This window comes from Rhizobium sophorae (genome assembly GCF_013087515.1).
In the GTDB taxonomy this organism is placed as follows: Bacteria; Pseudomonadota; Alphaproteobacteria; order Rhizobiales; family Rhizobiaceae; genus Rhizobium; species Rhizobium sophorae.
The window spans coordinates 1-17,926 of the sequence record NZ_JABFCN010000010.1 but is presented as its reverse complement, the minus strand read 5'-3'; the positions used below and the strand labels follow the sequence as shown (position 1 = coordinate 17,926).

15 protein-coding genes are annotated in these 17,926 nt (G+C 62.6%); 10 read left to right on the top strand and 5 right to left on the bottom strand.

Features of this window, described 5'->3' with window-relative positions:
• The first annotated feature begins 123 nt into the window (after positions 1-123).
• The 4 genes from G9X64_RS06585 (at position 124) to G9X64_RS06570 (ending at position 5,987) form a co-directional block, all read left to right on the top strand.
• Complete coding sequence (locus tag G9X64_RS06585) at positions 124-1,035, top strand: NAD(P)-dependent oxidoreductase (RefSeq protein WP_168311690.1); 912 nt, start codon at positions 124-126, stop codon at positions 1,033-1,035.
• Positions 1,032-2,816, top strand: a complete 1,785-nt coding sequence (locus G9X64_RS06580; protein ID WP_168311689.1) for an IlvD/Edd family dehydratase — start codon at positions 1,032-1,034, stop codon at positions 2,814-2,816. Before G9X64_RS06585 ends, G9X64_RS06580 begins: the two co-directional genes overlap by 4 nt.
• 132 nt (positions 2,817-2,948) lie before the next feature.
• Positions 2,949-4,766, top strand: coding sequence for a putative bifunctional diguanylate cyclase/phosphodiesterase (locus G9X64_RS06575; RefSeq protein WP_168311688.1), 1,818 nt, complete (start codon positions 2,949-2,951; stop codon positions 4,764-4,766).
• A gap of 372 nt (positions 4,767-5,138) precedes the next feature.
• The gene (locus G9X64_RS06570; protein WP_168311687.1) at positions 5,139-5,987 is read left to right on the top strand and encodes a GNAT family N-acetyltransferase; all 849 of its coding nucleotides are present in this window, start codon (positions 5,139-5,141) and stop codon (positions 5,985-5,987) included.
• A gap of 24 nt (positions 5,988-6,011) precedes the next feature.
• On the opposite strand, the gene G9X64_RS06565 is transcribed toward G9X64_RS06570, so the two are convergent.
• Complete coding sequence (locus G9X64_RS06565; protein WP_168311686.1) at positions 6,012-6,929, bottom strand: DMT family transporter; 918 nt, start codon at positions 6,927-6,929, stop codon at positions 6,012-6,014.
• A gap of 191 nt (positions 6,930-7,120) precedes the next feature.
• Here G9X64_RS06565 and G9X64_RS06560 point away from each other — a divergent pair, with 191 nt between their 5' ends.
• Positions 7,121-8,419: an adenylosuccinate synthase gene (locus G9X64_RS06560; protein WP_168311685.1), complete on the top strand. Its 1,299-nt coding sequence runs from the start codon at positions 7,121-7,123 to the stop codon at positions 8,417-8,419.
• A gap of 60 nt (positions 8,420-8,479) precedes the next feature.
• Positions 8,480-10,996, top strand: coding sequence for a hypothetical protein (locus G9X64_RS06555; RefSeq protein ID WP_168311684.1), 2,517 nt, complete (start codon positions 8,480-8,482; stop codon positions 10,994-10,996).
• A 122-nt stretch (positions 10,997-11,118) separates the two neighbouring features.
• On the opposite strand, the gene rpoH is transcribed toward G9X64_RS06555, so the two are convergent.
• Both rpoH and G9X64_RS06545 read right to left on the bottom strand, forming a co-directional pair.
• The gene (gene rpoH, locus G9X64_RS06550; RefSeq protein ID WP_003542378.1) at positions 11,119-12,027 is read right to left on the bottom strand and encodes an RNA polymerase sigma factor RpoH; all 909 of its coding nucleotides are present in this window, start codon (positions 12,025-12,027) and stop codon (positions 11,119-11,121) included.
• A 190-nt stretch (positions 12,028-12,217) separates the two neighbouring features.
• Complete coding sequence (locus G9X64_RS06545; RefSeq protein WP_168311683.1) at positions 12,218-13,243, bottom strand: RluA family pseudouridine synthase; 1,026 nt, start codon at positions 13,241-13,243, stop codon at positions 12,218-12,220.
• Positions 13,244-13,285: 42 nt separating this feature from the next.
• Here G9X64_RS06545 and G9X64_RS06540 point away from each other — a divergent pair, with 42 nt between their 5' ends.
• The gene (locus G9X64_RS06540; RefSeq protein ID WP_168311682.1) at positions 13,286-13,672 is read left to right on the top strand and encodes a hypothetical protein; all 387 of its coding nucleotides are present in this window, start codon (positions 13,286-13,288) and stop codon (positions 13,670-13,672) included.
• 7 nt (positions 13,673-13,679) lie between these two features.
• Positions 13,680-14,504 carry a TrmH family RNA methyltransferase gene (locus G9X64_RS06535; protein WP_168311681.1) on the top strand — a complete coding sequence of 275 codons (825 nt, stop codon included), beginning with the start codon at positions 13,680-13,682 and terminating at the stop codon, positions 14,502-14,504.
• A 23-nt stretch (positions 14,505-14,527) separates the two neighbouring features.
• Here the strand turns inward: G9X64_RS06535 and G9X64_RS06530 are convergent, their stop codons facing one another.
• Both G9X64_RS06530 and G9X64_RS06525 read right to left on the bottom strand, forming a co-directional pair.
• Positions 14,528-15,691, bottom strand: coding sequence for a coiled-coil domain-containing protein (locus G9X64_RS06530; protein WP_168311680.1), 1,164 nt, complete (start codon positions 15,689-15,691; stop codon positions 14,528-14,530).
• Between the two features lie 116 nt (positions 15,692-15,807).
• The gene (locus tag G9X64_RS06525) at positions 15,808-16,395 is read right to left on the bottom strand and encodes a DUF1134 domain-containing protein (protein ID WP_012758704.1); all 588 of its coding nucleotides are present in this window, start codon (positions 16,393-16,395) and stop codon (positions 15,808-15,810) included.
• 194 nt (positions 16,396-16,589) lie between these two features.
• Here G9X64_RS06525 and chpT point away from each other — a divergent pair, with 194 nt between their 5' ends.
• The gene (gene chpT, locus G9X64_RS06520; RefSeq protein ID WP_168311763.1) at positions 16,590-17,237 is read left to right on the top strand and encodes a histidine phosphotransferase ChpT; all 648 of its coding nucleotides are present in this window, start codon (positions 16,590-16,592) and stop codon (positions 17,235-17,237) included.
• A 120-nt stretch (positions 17,238-17,357) separates the two neighbouring features.
• A complete protein-coding gene (locus G9X64_RS06515; RefSeq protein WP_010069020.1) occupies positions 17,358-17,720 on the top strand; it encodes a response regulator in 363 nt (120 codons plus the stop codon).
• Positions 17,721-17,926: the final 206 nt, after the last annotated feature.

The window sequence follows — 17,926 nt, the reverse complement described above, 5'->3', positions numbered from 1 at the left end:
GAACTTCGGTTCTCGCCCGTATCGTTTTCAGGGCATGTGACAAAAATGCGTTACGTCCGTCAAAACGGTTTGCAACGATGGGCGAGGGGACTATCAAAGACGGATAACAGTTGGGAGGACTGAATGACGAGTTCGAGAGAAGGTCATGACGGCAGGCGGATCGCCTTTCTCGGCACCGGCCTGATGGGCGCGCCGATGGCTCGCCGGCTGCTTGGCGCGGGCTTTGCCGTCACCGTCTGGAATCGCGATTCCGGCAAGGCCGAACCGCTTGCAGGAGACGGCGCAATCTGCGCGAAAACACCGGCGGATGCCGTTTCCGGCGCCGACGTCGTCATCACCATGCTCACCAACGCCGAGGCGGTGGAGGACGTGTTGTTCGACCGCGGAGCAGCCAATGCGATGGCGCTTGGCACAACGGTCATTGACATGAGTTCGATCGCCCCGCATTTCGCCCGCGATCATTCCACGCGGCTTGCCGACCGCGGCATCCAGCATGTCGACGCGCCGGTATCCGGCGGCGTCGTCGGGGCGCAAGCCGGTACGCTGGCGATCATGGCGGGCGGCGACAACGGGGTGATCGACGGGCTTCAAGATGTCTTCGCGCCGATGGGGCGCGTGACCCGCGTCGGCCCGAGCGGGGCAGGCCAGCTTGCCAAGCTTGCCAACCAGCAGATCGTCGCGGTGACGATCGGCGCCGTCGCCGAAGCGATGATGCTGATCGAAGCGGGCGGCGGCTCGCCGGCGGCCTTCCGGGACGCCATTCGCGGCGGCTTTGCCGAGAGCCGTATCCTCGAACTGCACGGCAAGCGCATGGTCGAACGGCAGTTTACGCCAGGCGGTTCGTCCAGTAACCAGCTGAAGGATCTGAACGCCGCCATGGAGACGGCCAAGACCCTGTCGTTGACGCTGCCGCTGACTTCGGCGGTGCATGCCGAATTCAGCGAATTCGTCGCCAATGGCAATGGCGAAAAGGATCACAGCGGCCTGCTCCTCCATCTCGAAGAGAAGAATGCCCGGCCGGGAGGAAAGAAGTGACGGACAGCCATTCGCCCAAGCGGCGCCTACGTTCGCAAGACTGGTTCGACAATCCCGATCATATCGATATGGCAGCGCTCTATCTCGAGCGCTTCATGAATTACGGCATCACGCCGGAAGAGCTGCGCTCTGGCAAGCCGATCATCGGAATTGCCCAGAGCGGCAGTGATCTAACGCCCTGTAACAGGGTGCATGTCGAGCTTGCCAAGCGTGTGCGCGACGGCATTCGCGATGCCGGCGGCATTCCGATCGAGTTTCCGACCCATCCGATCTTCGAGAATTGCAAGCGCCCGACAGCCGCACTCGACCGCAATCTCGCCTATCTCGGCCTCGTCGAAATCCTCTACGGCTATCCGCTCGACGGTGTCGTGCTGACCACCGGCTGCGACAAGACCACGCCTTCGGCGATCATGGCGGCTTCGACGGTCGATATTCCGGCGATCGTGCTCTCCGGCGGCCCGATGCTCGACGGCTGGCACGAAGGGGAACTGGCGGGCTCCGGCACGGTGATCTGGCGGATGCGGCGGAAATATGCGGCAGGCGAGATCGATCGGGAAGAGTTTCTTCAGGCTGCGCTCGATTCTGCGCCTTCCGTCGGCCACTGCAATACGATGGGCACTGCTTCGACGATGAATGCGCTGGCCGAGGCGCTCGGCCTTTCGCTGACCGGCTGCGGCGCCATTCCGGCCGCTTACCGCGAACGCGGCCAGATGGCCTACCGCACCGGGCGGCGCGCCGTCGAAATCGTGTTCGAGGATATGAAGCCGTCGGATATCCTGACGCGCGAGGCTTTCCTCAATGCGATCCGCACCAATTCGGCGATCGGCGGCTCGACCAACGCGCAGCCGCATCTGGCCGCGATGGCGAAGCACGCCGGCGTCGAACTTCATCCCGATGACTGGCAGGTGTATGGTTTCGATATCCCGCTGCTGGCCAACGTCCAGCCTGCGGGCGCCTATCTCGGCGAGCGCTTTCATCGCGCCGGCGGTACGCCGGCGATCATGTGGGAACTGCTGCAGGCCGGAAAGCTCGATGGCAACTGTCGCACGGTGACGGGCAGGACGATGGCCGAGAACCTGGAGGGCAGGCAAGCGCGCGACCGCGAGGTCATCACGCCGTTCGCTGCGCCGCTGAAGGAGCGGGCAGGCTTCCTCGTTCTCAAGGGCAATCTCTTCGATTTCGCGATCATGAAAATGAGCGTGGTCTCGGAGGATTTCCGCCGGCGCTACCTTCAAGAACCCGGGCATGAGGGCGTCTTCGAGGGCAGGGCGGTGGTCTTCGACGGTTCTGAGGATTATCACAAGCGCATCAACGAACCCGAACTCGGCATCGATGAGAATACCATCCTCGTCATCCGCGGCGCCGGGCCGATCGGCTGGCCGGGTTCGGCTGAGGTCGTCAACATGCAGCCGCCGGATCATCTGCTGAAGCGCGGCATCCGCAGCCTGCCGACGATCGGCGACGGCCGCCAATCAGGTACGGCGGACAGTCCCTCGATCCTCAACGCCTCCCCGGAAAGCGCTGCCGGCGGCGGCCTTGCCTGGCTTCGTACCGGCGATATCATCCGCATCGACTTCAACCACGGGCGCTGCGACATGCTGGTCGAGGACGCCGAGATCGAACGGCGCAAGGGCGACGGCATCCCGCCAGTGCCGGCGGATGCGACGCCATGGCAGCAGATCTATCGCCGCTCGGTTACGCAATTGTCGGACGGCGCGGTTCTGGAGGGATCGACGGAATTCCGCCAGATCGCAAAAAACCCGCCGCGGCACAACCACTGATCTTGACGGTGCCGCAGACTGCAAGTCCTTTGATCCAAAAGGGGAAAGTTCGTAACGAACAGTTCACCTAGTCACTAGTTCGGTCATCTGGACAAGGCTTCATTAATGCCGGCTTGAGACCATATTGCCGTTATGCAAGCTTCTAAGGCTGGGACCGCGTTGCCAGAGAAAAAAGCCACACGATCCGAACACGAGTTTCAGGATCTTCTGCGTCGGCTCGAACTCGCGCTCGATGCATCCCGAATCGGTGTCTGGGAGCACAGCATCGAGCAGGACGGGATCTTGTGGGATGCGCAGATGCATCGTCTCTACGAAACCGGCGAGACTTGCCGGCTGGTGCCGGCCTCGCTTTGGTCGAACGCCATCCATCCCGATGATCGCGAGCGGGCCGAACGCGACTTCGAGCAGGCGATCGCGACGCGGGGCGCCTATAATTCACAATTCCGGATCGTATTGCCGAGTGGCGAAATCCGCCACCTGCGTTCGCGCGCGCATTTCTATGTCGATGCGGAGGGGCTGCCCTCCTTCATCGGCGCCGAATGGGATGTGACGGTCGACGTAATGCTCAATGCGGAACTCGCACGGCAGAAGGTGGTGGCCGAGGCGAGGGCGCTGGCGCTCGAGGAAAGCAATGCGCGCATCGAGCATGTCGCCGATCACGACTATCTCACCGGTCTGCCGAATCGGCGCCTTCTCGACAAGCGGCTGGCGGAGCTGCTGGCCAACAAGAGCATCACCACGCTTGCGGTTCTGCATCTGGACCTCGACCAGTTCAAGCAGATCAACGACAGCCACGGTCATGCGGCGGGCGACGCCGTTCTCAGGGCCGCGGCCCTTCGCATCACCGCTGCCATTCCTGCGAATGGCATGGTTGCCCGTGTCGGTGGCGATGAATTCGTCATCGTGCTGGTCAATTTCACCGATCTCACTGAACTGAAGCAGATCACCGAGGACGTCCAGCGCCGGCTGCGGAAGAAGATCCGCTTCGGCCAGGAGATGCTGCAATCCGGCGCCTCGATCGGCGTTTCCTGGAGCGGCGATCGGCGGGCGCGCAATCTGCTGGCCGAATCCGATCTGGCGCTCTATCAGGCCAAGAAGCTTGGACGCAACCGCGTCGAATTCTTCACGCGGCAATTGCAGGAGGACCTGCGCGCCAAGCGTCGCCTCGCCGAAGAGCTGAAGCTCGGGCTGGAGCGCGGCGAGATCCTTCCTTATTATCAGGTGCAGCTCGACGCCCGAACCCGGGAAGTCATCGGCTTCGAGGCGCTGGCGCGCTGGAAACATCCCGAGAAGGGCGTGCTCGCCCCCGGCATATTCCTGAAGATCGCCGACGAGCACGGGCTTGCGGCGGAGATCGACGCGGCGATCCTCAAAAGCGTTCTCGAAGACCGGCTGTTCTGGCTGTTGCGCGGCCTTGCGGTTCCGCGCATTGCCGTCAATATCTCGGCGTCGCGCCTTGCCGATCCGGCGTTGCTCGACAAGCTGAGGAAACTCAATATCCCGCCCGGCGTGATCGTCTTCGAACTGGTCGAGACGATTTTCCTCGACGATAGCGACGAAAAACTGCTCGATCATATCGGCGATATTAAACAGATGGGCATCGACATCGAGATCGACGACTTCGGGTCCGGCCATGCTTCGCTGATCGGTCTCGTCAAGCTGCGACCGAAGCGGCTAAAGATCGACCGGCAGCTCGTCACCGAGGTCGTCACTTCCGCCGAGCAGCGGCGCGTGGTGGGTTCGATCGTGGAAATCGCCAAGGCGCTCGATGTCGAGGTGATCGCCGAGGGCATCGAGACCGAGGCGCATGCCGTCGTGCTGGCGCAGCTCGGCTGCGATGGCCTGCAGGGTTATGCGTTCGGTTATCCCGCACCGGCGGCCGAGACAGAGCGTCTTTTCTCATCGCCGGCGAGCCGAATCGAAAAGCAGAAGACGGCGATGGGCAGCTGAACGGCTGGTGATCCTTCCGCGGGCGACTGTCGTCGCTCCCCCGGTTTTTTGCCGCGTTGCGGAGGTGATTTCGGACGAATGCTTCTCTCGTCTTTCAAATTGGCAGGGCGGCATCTTTTCGGCGCGGCTTTTTATTCGCATCGGCTGGAAGATAATTGAGGCGCAAGTAATTTTCTTGAGCTTGCAACGGCATTGTTTCATGGTAATGCGGAAACGAAGCTTTCTGTATTGCATCGAAAAATGATTATACGCGTCGTCAAGTCCATGAGCGCGGCTCTCCATCGTTCGCAGGTGCAATCGGGAGCTGGGGCCTGACAATTGCTTTGCCGTTGCCGGGATGGACTTGCGGGACATTTAATCTGGGAAAGTTGCATGAATTCGGAATTTGCCGTTCGTTCGATGCGGCCCGGCGAACTGGAACTCGTGCTCGAATGGGCGCGTCAGGAAGGCTGGAACCCCGGCCTCGACGATTCGCTTGCATTCAACGAGGCCGATCCGTCGGGATTTTTCGTCGGCTCCATCGGTGAAGTCCCCGTCGGCTCGATCTCGGTCGTCAAATATGGCGACACTTTTGCCTTCCTTGGCCTCTACATCGTCCATCCTGATTTTCGCGGCAAGGGTTACGGCAAGGCGATCTGGGCGACGGGCATCGCCAGCGCGGGAGACCGCACGATCGGTCTTGACGGCGTCGCAGCACAGCAGGATAACTACCGCAAGGCCGGCTTCGAACCCGCCTATTCCACTATTCGTTACGGCGGTGTCGCTACTTCCTTGCCGGTCTCGACGCTTGTCGCGCAGCCGGTGCTGGATTCACGCCTCGAAGGCCTGCAGCGATATGATTCGGCGATCTTTCCGCAGCCGCGGGATGCCTTTCTCGCTGCCTGGTGCACCGCCCGAAAGGGCCGTCGTTCGGCGGTGGTGCGCAAGAGCCACAAGATTCGCGGTTACGGCACGATCCGCCGGTGCTACGAGGGCTACAAGATCGGCCCGCTCTTCGCCAACGATGTCGACAGCGCCGCGGCGCTGCTTGCCGAATTGATCCCCGAGGCGAAGGGGGCTGCGGTCTTCATCGACATTCCCGCAGAGAACCGCGACGCGGTTGCGCTTGCCGAAGGCATCGGCCTTCAACCGGTGTTCGAGACGACACGCATGTATCGCGGACCGGCACCGGCCATCCCGCTGAAGCACGTTTTCGGCGTGACGACGCTGGAGCTCGGTTAAAGCCTTTCCTGACGAGGAAAGGCTTTAATCCACGGGTGATGCGGGCACGGTCGGCGACGAAGCTTTCGGACGGCCCTTTTCGGCGATCGCGATGCCGCCCAAGGTCAGCACCAGCGCGATCACATGGAAGGACTGCAGCCTCTCGCCGATCAGGGCGACGGAGAGCAGCGTTCCGAACACCGGCACAAGATTGATGAACAAGCCGGCCCGGTTGGCGCCGATGGCCACGACGCCCTTGATATAGAGGATCTGCGCCACCAGCGACGGGAAGATCGCCGTGTAGAGAGTGATGACCCAGCCGGCCTGGTCCGGCCACTGCGCGGCACCGCGGCCCGCCTCCCAAAGGAGCAGCGGCAGCGAGGTCAGCATGGCGCCGAGCGCCGGGACCGCCATCAGCGTGCGCCAGTCCAGCGGCGGCTTCCAGCGCAGGAAAATCGTGTAGACCGAATAGGCGGCAATGGCGATCAGCATCAGCCCGTCGCCGCGGTTGAGGCTGAGTTGCAGCAGCGTTGCGAGGTCGCCATGCGCGGCGGTCAGAGCGACGCCGATCAGCGTCATGCCGAAGCCGAGACATTGCGCCAGCGAGATGCCGGTACGGAAGAACATAAAATTCAGCAGGAAGATCAGCATTGGGATGCCGGCCTGCTCGATGGCGACGTTGATCGCAGTCGTATATTGCACTGCTGAATAAAGCATGGCGTTGAAAAGGGTGTAGCCGATGACGCCGTAGAAGAGGAGCAGCGGCAGGTTCTTTCTCACTACCGGCCAGTCCTTCCGCAGTTGCGGTACTGAAATTGCGGCGATCATCGCCACGGCGAGGAACCAGCGCAGGAAGGTCAGCATCATCGGGCTGATATGCCCGAGCGCGAGTTTGCCGGCGACGGAGTTGCCGCCCCAGCAGAGGGTGGCGATAACGAGGCAGATATAGGCCGTGGCTTGCAAGAGCGTTCTTCCCGTCTTTCCGCGATCGCCGAGCGGCGTTTTGTGAGGGGAAATAGCCTGTCGGCTGCTGATTTGTCACGTAAAAAGCCCAATCTGCTGTGACAACAGGGTCGCTTTCCAAAAAACAAAGCTTTATAGATGCGCGGGTTTGAGCAGGTGCGCGGTTCCGCGCCGGTAACAGGAAGAGTTGGATGACGAACGTAGTCGTGGTCGGTTCGCAATGGGGTGACGAAGGCAAGGGCAAGATTGTCGACTGGCTTTCGGAGCGTGCGGATATCGTTGTGCGCTATCAGGGCGGACACAATGCCGGCCATACGCTCGTCATCGACGGCACGAGCTATAAGCTCTCGCTGCTGCCGTCCGGCGTCGTGCGCCCGGGCAAGATGGCCGTCATCGGCAACGGTGTCGTCGTCGATCCGCATGCGCTGATCGCCGAGATCGGCCGGCTGGAGGCGCAGGGCGTGACGGTTACGCCTGACAATCTGCGCATTGCAGACAATGCGACGCTCATCCTGTCGCTGCACCGCGAACTCGACGCGATGCGCGAGGATGCGGCGTCGAACAGCGGCACCAAAATCGGTACGACACGCCGCGGCATCGGCCCGGCCTATGAAGACAAAGTCGGCCGCCGCGCCATCCGCGTCATGGATCTTGCCGATCTGGAGAGTCTTTCCGGTAAGGTCGACCGTATTCTGACGCATCACAATGCGCTTCGCCGCGGCCTTGGCGTTGCCGAAGTCAGCCACCAGGCGATCATGGACGAGCTGACCTCGATCGCCGATCGGGTACTGCCCTTCCGTGATACGGTCTGGCTCTTCCTCGACAGGGAGCGCCGCAAGGGCTCCCGCATCCTGTTCGAAGGCGCGCAAGGCACTCTGCTCGACATCGATCACGGCACCTATCCTTTCGTGACCTCGTCGAACACGGTGGCCGGTCAGGCTGCTGCTGGTTCTGGCATGGGACCCGGCTCGCTCGGCTATATCCTCGGCATCACCAAGGCCTATACGACGCGCGTCGGCGAAGGCCCGTTCCCGACGGAGCTGAAGGATGCGATCGGTGAGTTCCTTGGGGAAAAAGGTCATGAGTTCGGCGTGGTGACCGGACGCAAGCGGCGCTGCGGCTGGTTCGACGCCGCACTCGTACGCCAGTCGGTCGCCACCAACGGCATCACGGGCATCGCGCTCACCAAGCTCGACGTACTCGACGGTCTCGAGGAACTGAAGATCTGCGTCGGCTACATGCTCGACGGTGAACAGATTGATCATCTTCCCGCAAGCCAGGGAGCGCAAGCTAGGGTCGAACCGATCTACGTCACCCTGGAGGGATGGAAGGAATCGACCGTCGGCGCCCGCAGTTGGGCGGATCTGCCGGCACAGGCGATCAAATATGTTCGCCAGGTCGAAGAGCTGATCGGGGCACCCGTCGCGCTCCTTTCCACCAGCCCGGAGCGGGATGACACGATACTTGTGACCGATCCGTTTGAGGATTAAGCTCACGGGTCACTGTGGAGGATGGTTCGGTAGGGTGCCGGACTTCTTGAGAAAGTACTGATGGCGGATTTTATTGCAGTTATTCGGCGGGCCGTCGACGGCCTGGCTGAAAATACCCCCGAGATGCGGGTGAAGGTCTACGAACGTGCCCGCGGCGCAGTGCAGCGGCAGCTCGAGAACATGAAGCCGCGTCCGCCGGAAGCCATGCTGCAACGCCAGCTCGAAAAGCTCGAGGCTGCCATCCGCGAAGTGGAAGGCGAACACTCCGAGGCGATGCCGCTCGATGAGCCGGTTGCGGCCGTCGCCGTGTCGGAATCCTTCGAAGAACAAGCGGTTCCCGACGAAAGCGAACCGGCGCCGGAGACGGCTGTCGCGGAGCCGGTCTACGAAGCCTATGCGGAACCGCAGGCCGCCGACGAGCCCGATCAGGTGGAAGCCGGCGCGCCGGAGGAGGCTGAGGCTGAGGAAGAGGTCACCGCCGAGGAGCCCCTTTCCCAGGAAACACTCGTTTCACCTGAAACATCCGTTCCCCCGGAAATCCCTGTTTCCGCCGAGACACCGGTTTTGCCGGAGACATCCGGTCCGGCCGAGACATACTGGCATCCCTCGCAGGAGGAGGAAGCGCCGGCCGAGGAATGGCATGCCGGCGAGGCGCGCGACGTCGCTGCCGAAGAAGTGCCGGCCGAACATGACGGTTGGGAAGCGCCACCTGCCGAGCATCGCGACGAGCAAGCCGACGAAGACCGTACCGACGAGCAGCATCCCCTGGAAGCCGACGAGATCGCGGACGAACCTGCGGCCGTGGAAAGCGAGGAGCCGGAGGCCCACGAGCCCGTCGAGCCGTTGCAGCCGATCACCCGCGGCATAGACCACGCATCCAACCGCCTGGTGGAGCCGGTCGCCGATTTCGATCGTCCGCAGGAGTTCGTCGAGCACAGCCGCGAGGAGCCGTTGCAGGCCGAAGCTGCGGCGCATTTCGACCCCGTCTGGACCGAGCCGGTTGCCGAAACGCCGGCTCCGGCGCCCAAGGATGCGGAGACCGAATGGGCGGAAGAGGAACTCCGGCAATATTCGGAGACGGCGCCGGCGCCGATTACTGCCGATGCTTCGGCGCGCGCCTTCGAGGAGGTGATATCGAGCCTCGAGAAAGTGGCGCCCGCGGCCGTCATGCCGACCGCCAAGGAAAGTTTTTCCTGGGAAACGGCCGCCTTCGACGATCTGCCGCCGATTGAGGCTGGCAATAATAAGAAGACGCCGGTTGCCTCTCATTTCGACGATGTCGATATCTTCGCGGAAGTGCACAATGGCAAGCCGGCGCCCGCTAACGGCGCGCCGAGCGAGGACTGGCGAGAGGCGAAGGCGCTGCGCGGCTACGACCGCCGCGGCTCTGTCGCCGCTGATGACGATGACTCCAATTCGTCGATGGATATCGATCAGATTGTTGCCTCCAAGCTGCAGGGCAAGAGCTTCCGTATGGAGCCGAAGCGCCGCCGCTTTGGTATCGGCACCGTGATCACGCTCATCTTCGCACTCATCCTGATCGGTGGCGGCGCCTATGCCGGCTGGACGAACAGAGAGGCGCTGGTGGCGATGGTCGACGGGCTCGTCAGCTCGGCACCGTCGCAGGCGACCAGGAACGAGGCGGCAACGCCGCCGGATGGCGCGGCGACGCCTGCCCAGCCGGGCGCGGTGACGCCAGCCCAGCCAACCACGCCAGGAGCGCAGAATACGCCAGCGGCGCCGGTGCAGCCGAACCCGCAGGTAGCGTCAGTGAACAATGACGGCGCTGCGGCCAATTCGAAATTCACCCAGCGGCTGCTGACCGATGGAACCGAGGTCGACAGCGGACCGGCGACGGTGCCGGGAACGCCGACCGCGGAAGGAAAATCGGTCGCCGAACAGAATGTCGCGGCAGCCGATACGCCGCCTGCCAGCGCGCAAGGCGATGCGGCACCCGCCGACACGCGGACGTCGAACGGCCCGGTGGCATCGCCGCCGCAGACCGCGCCTGTCGGTTCGTCGCAAAAGATGTTCCTCTATGAGGAGCGCATCGGCCAGAGCTCGCCGACGGCGATCGAGGGATCGGTCGTCTGGAGCGTGCAGCACGAGGCTGGCCAGGATGGCCGGCAGGAGGCGACGGTTCAGGGCAATGTCACGGTTCCCGAGCGCAATCTCTCGGCTCTCGTCACGTTCAAGCGCAATTCCGATCCGTCGCTGCCGGCAAGCCATCTCGTCGAGATCGTCTTCTCGGTGCCGCCGAATTTTGAAGGCGGCAGCATTGACAGCGTCCAGCGCATCTCGATGAAGCGCACGGAGCAGGACCGTGGTGACGCGCTGATCGCGGTTCCGGCCAAGATTACCGACGATTTCCACATGATCGCGCTCAACGACTATCCTGATGCGCGCAAGGCCAATCTCGACCTGATGTCGACTCGCAACTGGATCGATATTCCGATCACCTACCGCAACGGCCGCCGCGCGCTGCTGACGATGGAAAAGGGCGGTACGGGAACGGACGCCTTCAATACCGCGATCAAGGAATGGACTGCGCTCGGAGATGTGTCGACGAGCCAGTGACGGTTCGGCAGCGTCAGCGTTCCCGGATCTTGGCGCGGTGCTGAGGCTGCGGACAAAGATGAATGAAAAAGAAAAGGCGGGCCGCAAGGACCCGCCTTCTTGAATTATATCACACGACAGGTTTATGCCGTGGCTTCGACGACCCGGACGGCCTTGGCGCGTTCCAGGGCTTCTTTGCGGACGGCGTCCTGCACCTTTTCGAAGGCGCGGACCTCGATCTGGCGAACGCGTTCGCGGCTGATGTCGAATTCCGTCGAAAGGTCTTCCAGGGTCACAGGATCCTCGGCGAGACGGCGAGCCTCGAAGATGCGGCGTTCGCGTTCGTTCAGCACGCTCATCGCTTTCGCCAGCATGCGCCGGCGGGTGTCGAGCTCATCCTGTTCGATCAGCACGTCTTCCTGGCTGTCATGGTCATCCACCAGCCAATCCTGCCATTGGCCGCCGTCACCTTCGGCTGCCTTGATCGGTGCGTTCAGCGAGGCGTCGCCGGAGAGGCGGCGGTTCATCGAAATGACCTCCTCCTCCGAGACGTTCAGCTTGGTGGCGATCTCCGAGACGTGCTCCGGCTTCAGGTCGCCATCATCGATTGCCTGGATGCGGCCTTTCAGCCGGCGCAGATTGAAGAACAGGCGCTTCTGGTTGGCGGTCGTGCCCATCTTCACCAGCGACCACGAACGCAGGATATATTCCTGGATCGAAGCCTTGATCCACCACATGGCGTAGGTGGCGAGGCGGAAGCCGCGCTCGGCATCGAACTTCTTGACGGCCTGCATCAGGCCGACATTGCCTTCGGAGACGACTTCGCCGATCGGCAGGCCGTAGCCGCGATAACCCATCGCGATCTTCGCGACGAGGCGAAGATGGCTGGTGACGAGCTTGTGGGCGGCATCGCGGTCACCATGCTCGGCATAACGCTTGGCGAGCATGTATTCCTGCTGCGGTTCCAGCATCGGGAACTTGCGGATTTCGTCGAGGTAACGATTGAGACCGGCTTCACCGGCGGTAATGGACGGCAAGGTATTTCGGGCCATAGTGCACCCTCCTAAAGTGAATTCCGGTTCCCGATGGCAACGCATCCTCGCGTTAGAAAAGGCAAACCGGGACGTGCGGCTCTACTACGAGCCCGCACTAAGTCAATATACAGATAAGTGTGGCGAAACGGCGGTTCAAGGTGCCGCTCACGCAGGTGTGAGTTGGGCAGGCGGCATTCGGAGCCCGGCTTTATCGCCGCAGCGCTTCGACCAATTCGACCATATCATCCGGTAGCGGCACCTCGAAATGCATGATTTCGCCGGTGCGGGGATGCTCGAACTGCAGCATGAAGGCATGCAGCGCCTGACGGCCGAAACCATTGACGACCTTGCGGATCTCTTCAGGCAGGATATTGGCCTTGGTCTTGAAGCCGGCGCCGTAAACGGTGTCGCCGAGCAGCGGATGGCCGATATGGGCCATGTGGACACGGATCTGATGGGTGCGGCCGGTCTCAAGGCGGCACTCGACCAGCGAGGCGAGCGCGGTTGCGTCCGGCTTCTCATGGAAGCGCTCGATCACTTGGTAATGCGTGATCGCCTCGTCGGCGTCCTGACTGTCGGGGCGTTTGACGGCACGGCGCGTGCGGTCGCCGGTGGCGCGGCCGAGCGGCGCGTCGACCGTGCCCGACAGCGAGCGCGGCCGGCCCCAGACGACTGCCTGATAGGCCCGCTCAAGCGGGGTTGTGCGGCCATGGTCGGCAAATTGCAGCGACAGGTGGCGATGGGCAATGTCGTTCTTGGCGACGACCATGACGCCTGTCGTGTCCTTGTCGAGACGGTGGACGATGCCGGGGCGGCGCACGCCGCCAATGCCGGAAAGCGTATCGCTGCAATGGTGGATCAGCGCGTTGACCAGCGTCCCGGTCCAGTTGCCGGATCCGGGATGGACGACGAGACCGGAAGGTTTGGAGATGACGATGACGTCGTCGTCCTCATGGAGAATATCCAGCGGGATGTCCTCGCCCTGCGGCGTCGGGTCTTCCGGCTCGGGCAGCGTGATCTCGAAACTGTCCCCGGTGCGCACCTTGCGCTGCGGGTCGGTGATGGGTTCGCCGCGCAGAAAAACCTGGCCGTCCTTGATCAGCGCCTTGATGCGGCTGCGCGAAAATTCCTCGCCGACCTGCGCCGTCAGCCAGGCGTCCAACCGGCCTTCGGCAGTTTCATCGGCGGTCAGGACTTTTCTATTGCCGGCTGCTTGTTTAAAGGGGTCGCTCAAGACGCTTCTTCTCCGACGTATTTTTTAGAACGGGACGCACAGATGACAGCAATCGAGCCAGACGACCAGGAAGAGAAGCCCCTTGATCCGGCGATGGAAAGCGTCCGGCGCAAGATGGTCCGCCTGCAGATCGTTTCCGGCGCCATCATGTTCGTGAGCCTTATGGCGGTCTTCGGCGCGGTTGTCTACAAGGTGATGCACAGCGAGCCGAAGGAGACGGCGTCCGCTGTTACCGCCTCCGGCGTGCCCTCGGATGCGCCGCTTGCGGCAACCGTTTCCCTGCCGCTCGGCTTCAAGGTGCAGTCCACATCGTTTTCGGCTGGGCAGATCCTGTTCTACGGCGAAACGGTCGAGGGCAAGAACAAAGCGCTGGTCTACGATCTCAGGACCGGCCGCACCGTCGCCGACGTCACTGTTACGGGCAATTGAGGCCGGCATGGCTGCCGTCCCGATCGACATCGACAGCGCCGACGATCCGCGCGTCGCTGAATTCCGCGAGATCCGCGAGCGCGACCTGACAGGCCGAGAGAACCGCTTCATCGCCGAAGGCACGGTCGTGCTGCGCATGCTCGCCGAGGCGCATGCGGCAGGCCGCGGCTTTTTCGCCGAAAAGATCCTGCTGCTGCGCAACCGCGTCGAGGGCGTGCTGCCCATCCTGGAGCGGTTTCCGGCCGATGTGCCGGTCTATGTCGCCGGGGCGGATGTGCTCGATGGCGTCGTCGGTTTTCATCTGCATCGGGGCGTTCTCGCGCTCGGCCGGCGACTGGACCGCGAGGAGGCGGCGCTTCTCGACGCGCTGCCGGAACGGGCGCTGGTGCTCGTCGGCTGCGGCATTTCCAATCACGACAATGCCGGCTCGATGTTCCGCAATGCGGCCGCCTTCCGGGCGGATGCTGTGCTGCTCGACGAAACCTCCTGTGATCCACTCTACCGCAAGGCGCTGCGTGTCTCGGTCGGTTCGGTGCTGAGCGTTCCGCACCGCCGTGGCGGCAAGGCGCTCGATGTCCTCGTGGCGCTTGCCGAACGGGGTTTTACCATCTGGACGCTTTCACCGCACGGCAAGACCGATATCCGCGCCATTCCGGTCTCGACGCGCATGGCGCTCGTCGTCGGTACCGAAGGCGAGGGGTTGCCGGAGGCGCTGCTTGCGCGGTTCCAGAGCGCGCGCATTCCACAGTCGGAGGAACTCGATAGCCTAAATGCCGCGACGGCGACGGGGATCGCGCTGTTTTCCATGGCTTCCGCAATGGGCCGGGTCTAACGCACATCCTCTCGCGCGTCCTATCAGGCGCGCGGGGGATCGGCGAGGATCGCGGTTACCCTGTCGGCAAGGCTGACACGATCGTTCGGGTTCTTTTCCGCAGCTTCGACGAGCAGCGTGCGGATCGGCGAGGAGGGACCCTCGTTCAGGGCGGTCAGCGCCACCATATTGGCGGCGATCGAGGCGATCTCCTCGCGGATCGCACCATCTCGTCCGGCTACGGCTTTTGTCTTTTGCAGGCGCTCGGCCAGGGCGGCGCTGCGTTTGCGGACATCTTCGCCGATTTCAGCCGTGACGATGGCGGTGTCGAGCGCGGACGCGGTCATGTCTTCGGCCGTCATTTCCGCCGGTAGCTCCGCGACCATCCCGGCAAGGCCGGCGTCGCGCAGCACCCGGTTGACCTTGCGGATCTCGGCGTTGGCGGCCTTCAACTGCTCCTTCAACTTGACGATCTCCTGCTGGCGGCGAGCGACCAGGTTTTCCTTTTCTGTGGCGGCTGCGCTCTCGCGGGCGGCCTTATCCTCCAGGCGGATCACCATATGCTGCTGCTGCGTCAGTTTCTGTTCGGCATCCTTGGCGCGCTTCTGCAGCAGGCTGACGTCCTGGCGCAGTGTGTCGCGTTCGTCGCGCAGCGCGTTGACACGGAATTTCAGGCTCTCCGCCTCGGTCTCGCGCGCGGCCAGGTCTATTCTCAGCCCATCGGCCTGTTCACCGAGCTTGCTCAGCCGCGTCCGCATCGCCGCCAGTTCGCTCTCCTTGTTGGCAGCGGACTGCTCGGCAATATGCAGATTGGTCTTCAACTGGCTGATGTAGTTCTCGTCCTTGCGCAGATGCGAGCGCTGGTCGGCCGCCTCGATATGCATCTCGCCGATCTGGGCCTGCAGTTCGCCGATCTCGGCGGCAAGCCTGCCGGCATCGACGGCGAGGGCGTCGTGGCGAAGCTGGAACGACAGGGACTTCTCGCGCTCACGCAGAAGGTCCTGGGTGGTGCGGGCGTTTTCGGCGGCATAGAGCGCGCGCACCATGTCTTTCTGGGCGCGAACCTCCTGCGGGCTCAGCGGCATCGTCGCTTTCAGCCGGTTCTCGGTATACCAGACAATGCGGCGGTGAACGGCGGGCGAGACCAGAAAGACGAGGAAGGCCGCGGTCAGGAAGCCCAATCCGAACAAGAGAGCATATTCGATCACGGCGTGGCCATCGGTAAGAAGGTTGATACGAGGTCAGCCGCGATGATTAAGCACGCGTGACGCGCATGGCAAGGCCGCCGGTGGGGACGGCGGCAGATTCCGGCGGCTTTGCGGCCTCAGAAGGGGTTCCAGGTCGGCGCCTGGGTGATCTTGAGATAGCCGACATTGACGCCGAGGCGAGCACCGACGCCGGTGCGGATCGGCACGACCAGCACGTCGTTGTTCTTGAGCAGCGTCATGCCGAAGCCGGCGATCACATAGGCCGAGCCGCTGACGCCGCCGAAGCGGGCATAGATGCCGTTGACGGAGGGCAGGTCGTAGACCAACATCATCACGCGCGAGCCCTGGCCGCCGTAATCGAGGCCGAGCGAAGGCCCCTGCCAGTAGAGGTTATGTTCGCCGGCGTTCTTGGTGTTCAGCTGGCCTTCGCCATAGGTAAGGCCGGCGATGAAGGCGCCGCCGCCTTCCTGCCCGAGGATATAGCCGTTCGGCAGACCGTATTTCTGGAAGGCACTCTCGACGACCTTGGCAAGTCCGCCGCTGGCAGAGCCGAAGAAGGAGTGGCCGGCGTCGACGATTTCCTGCATCGTGTACTGACCGTTGTCTTGGGCGGCGGCCGGGCCGGCAACCATCAGCGAGGAGAAGATGAGGGCCGAAAGTAACCTGCAGAAGCCGATGAATCGGTGCGGAAATCGAGGGCGCATGGTGTCATCCGTTCGTCGTTTGGCTGAGAGCGGGCAACCGCTCGCGGCGATTGGTGCATTTTGCGCCGATGATCTTAACAATCGGTTTACCAAATATGGTGTCATTATGGCACCGAGTACGATCGCAAACTTCGCGCAATTTTGATGAAGCATATTCCGGGCGCAATGAAATTGCCGCCCATCAGGAGACAATGATGTCCAAGAACCCCAATCTCACCCTGTCCGGCCCGGACCTGGCCGCGCTTCTTTGCAGCCGCGTTTGCCACGATGTCATCTCGCCGGTCGGCGCGATCAATAACGGACTGGAACTCCTGGATGAAGGCGGCGCCGATTCAGATGCGATGGACCTGATCCGCACCAGCGCGCTCAACGCTTCCGTCCGCCTGAAATTCGCACGTCTCGCCTTCGGCGCGTCGGGTTCCGTCGGCGCCTCGATCGACACCGGTGAGGCCGAGCGTGCAGCCAAGGATTTCGCCGTCGCCGAGAAGAAGACCGAGGTGATCTGGAACGGACCGCGCGCTATCGTCGCCAAGAACCGCGTCAAGCTGCTGCTCAATCTCTTCCTCGTTGCCTATTCCGCCATTCCGCGCGGCGGCGTGCTCGAGGTAACACTCGAAAATCCCGAGTTTGATGCGAAGTTCAAGCTCACGGCCAAAGGCAAACTGATGCGCTTGCCGCCGAAGTTCGTCGAGATATCGACCGGCACTATCGAGGAGGCGATCGATGCCCATTCGATCCAGCCCTATTACACCGTGCTTCTGGCGCAGGAGTGCGGAATGACGCTTGATCATAGCGCCAGCGCCGACGAACTGGTGTTCACGGCAGTGGCTGCGGCAGCCTGATTTCGAGCGCGGACCTGTGTCGGCGCCCCGTCCGGTAACGATTCGTTAGCCTGATGGACCTATTCTCCAGGGTTGTAAGAGGCCTCTTGCTGCGACGAATGCGGGGGCAAAGGAGCGGCCATGCAAAGGTTCATGATCACCGATAATTCGGACATCGTCCGCAAGGTCGGCAAGCGCATTCTCTCCGAACTCGACTTTCTCGTCAGCGAGGCCTCCAACGCCGGCGAGGCGCTGCAGCGCTGCCAGGCGGAGCTGCCGGAATATCTGATCGTCGATTCCGGCATGGAAGGCGCCCTCGACCTCATCGCTGCCATCCGTGCCATGGACGGCGGCAAGGAGGTCAAGATCTATTACTGCGTCGTCGAGGCGGATCTGAAGAAACTGATGGCGGGCAAACGGGCCGGTGCCACCGACTTCCTGCTGAAGCCGTTCGATCGCAAGATCCTGACCGCCGTTTTCGGAAACCGCGCGATCGCCGCCTGACAAGCAGATCTCTTTCCGCCGATATTGGCATCGCTGGAGCGTGATGCCGCGTGCAAGCGATTTCGGTCGCCACACTATATCCTAAAGCGCGTCGCGATCCTTCGGATTCGCTTGCCACGCTTTAGGTCTTTGCTTTTCCGCATGTCTTTATCGCAAAACATGGGGTAATCGCGGCGCGATCACCCAGACCATTTTCAAGAGTGATG

What these genes read in the sequence shown, in the direction of transcription:
- G9X64_RS06585 (WP_168311690.1), top strand. Translation starts at nt 124, where the DNA reads ATGACGAGTTCGAGAGAAGGTCATGACGGCAGGCGGATCGCCTTTCTC.
- G9X64_RS06575 (WP_168311688.1), top strand. Translation starts at nt 2,949, where the DNA reads ATGCAAGCTTCTAAGGCTGGGACCGCGTTGCCAGAGAAAAAAGCCACA.
- G9X64_RS06570 (WP_168311687.1), top strand. Translation starts at nt 5,139, where the DNA reads ATGAATTCGGAATTTGCCGTTCGTTCGATGCGGCCCGGCGAACTGGAA.
- G9X64_RS06560 (WP_168311685.1), top strand. Translation starts at nt 7,121, where the DNA reads ATGACGAACGTAGTCGTGGTCGGTTCGCAATGGGGTGACGAAGGCAAG.
- G9X64_RS06555 (WP_168311684.1), top strand. Translation starts at nt 8,480, where the DNA reads ATGGCGGATTTTATTGCAGTTATTCGGCGGGCCGTCGACGGCCTGGCT.
- rpoH (WP_003542378.1), bottom strand. Translation starts at nt 12,027, where the DNA reads ATGGCCCGAAATACCTTGCCGTCCATTACCGCCGGTGAAGCCGGTCTC.
- G9X64_RS06540 (WP_168311682.1), top strand. Translation starts at nt 13,286, where the DNA reads ATGACAGCAATCGAGCCAGACGACCAGGAAGAGAAGCCCCTTGATCCG.
- G9X64_RS06535 (WP_168311681.1), top strand. Translation starts at nt 13,680, where the DNA reads ATGGCTGCCGTCCCGATCGACATCGACAGCGCCGACGATCCGCGCGTC.
- G9X64_RS06525 (WP_012758704.1), bottom strand. Translation starts at nt 16,395, where the DNA reads ATGCGCCCTCGATTTCCGCACCGATTCATCGGCTTCTGCAGGTTACTT.
- chpT (WP_168311763.1), top strand. Translation starts at nt 16,590, where the DNA reads ATGTCCAAGAACCCCAATCTCACCCTGTCCGGCCCGGACCTGGCCGCG.
- G9X64_RS06515 (WP_010069020.1), top strand. Translation starts at nt 17,358, where the DNA reads ATGCAAAGGTTCATGATCACCGATAATTCGGACATCGTCCGCAAGGTC.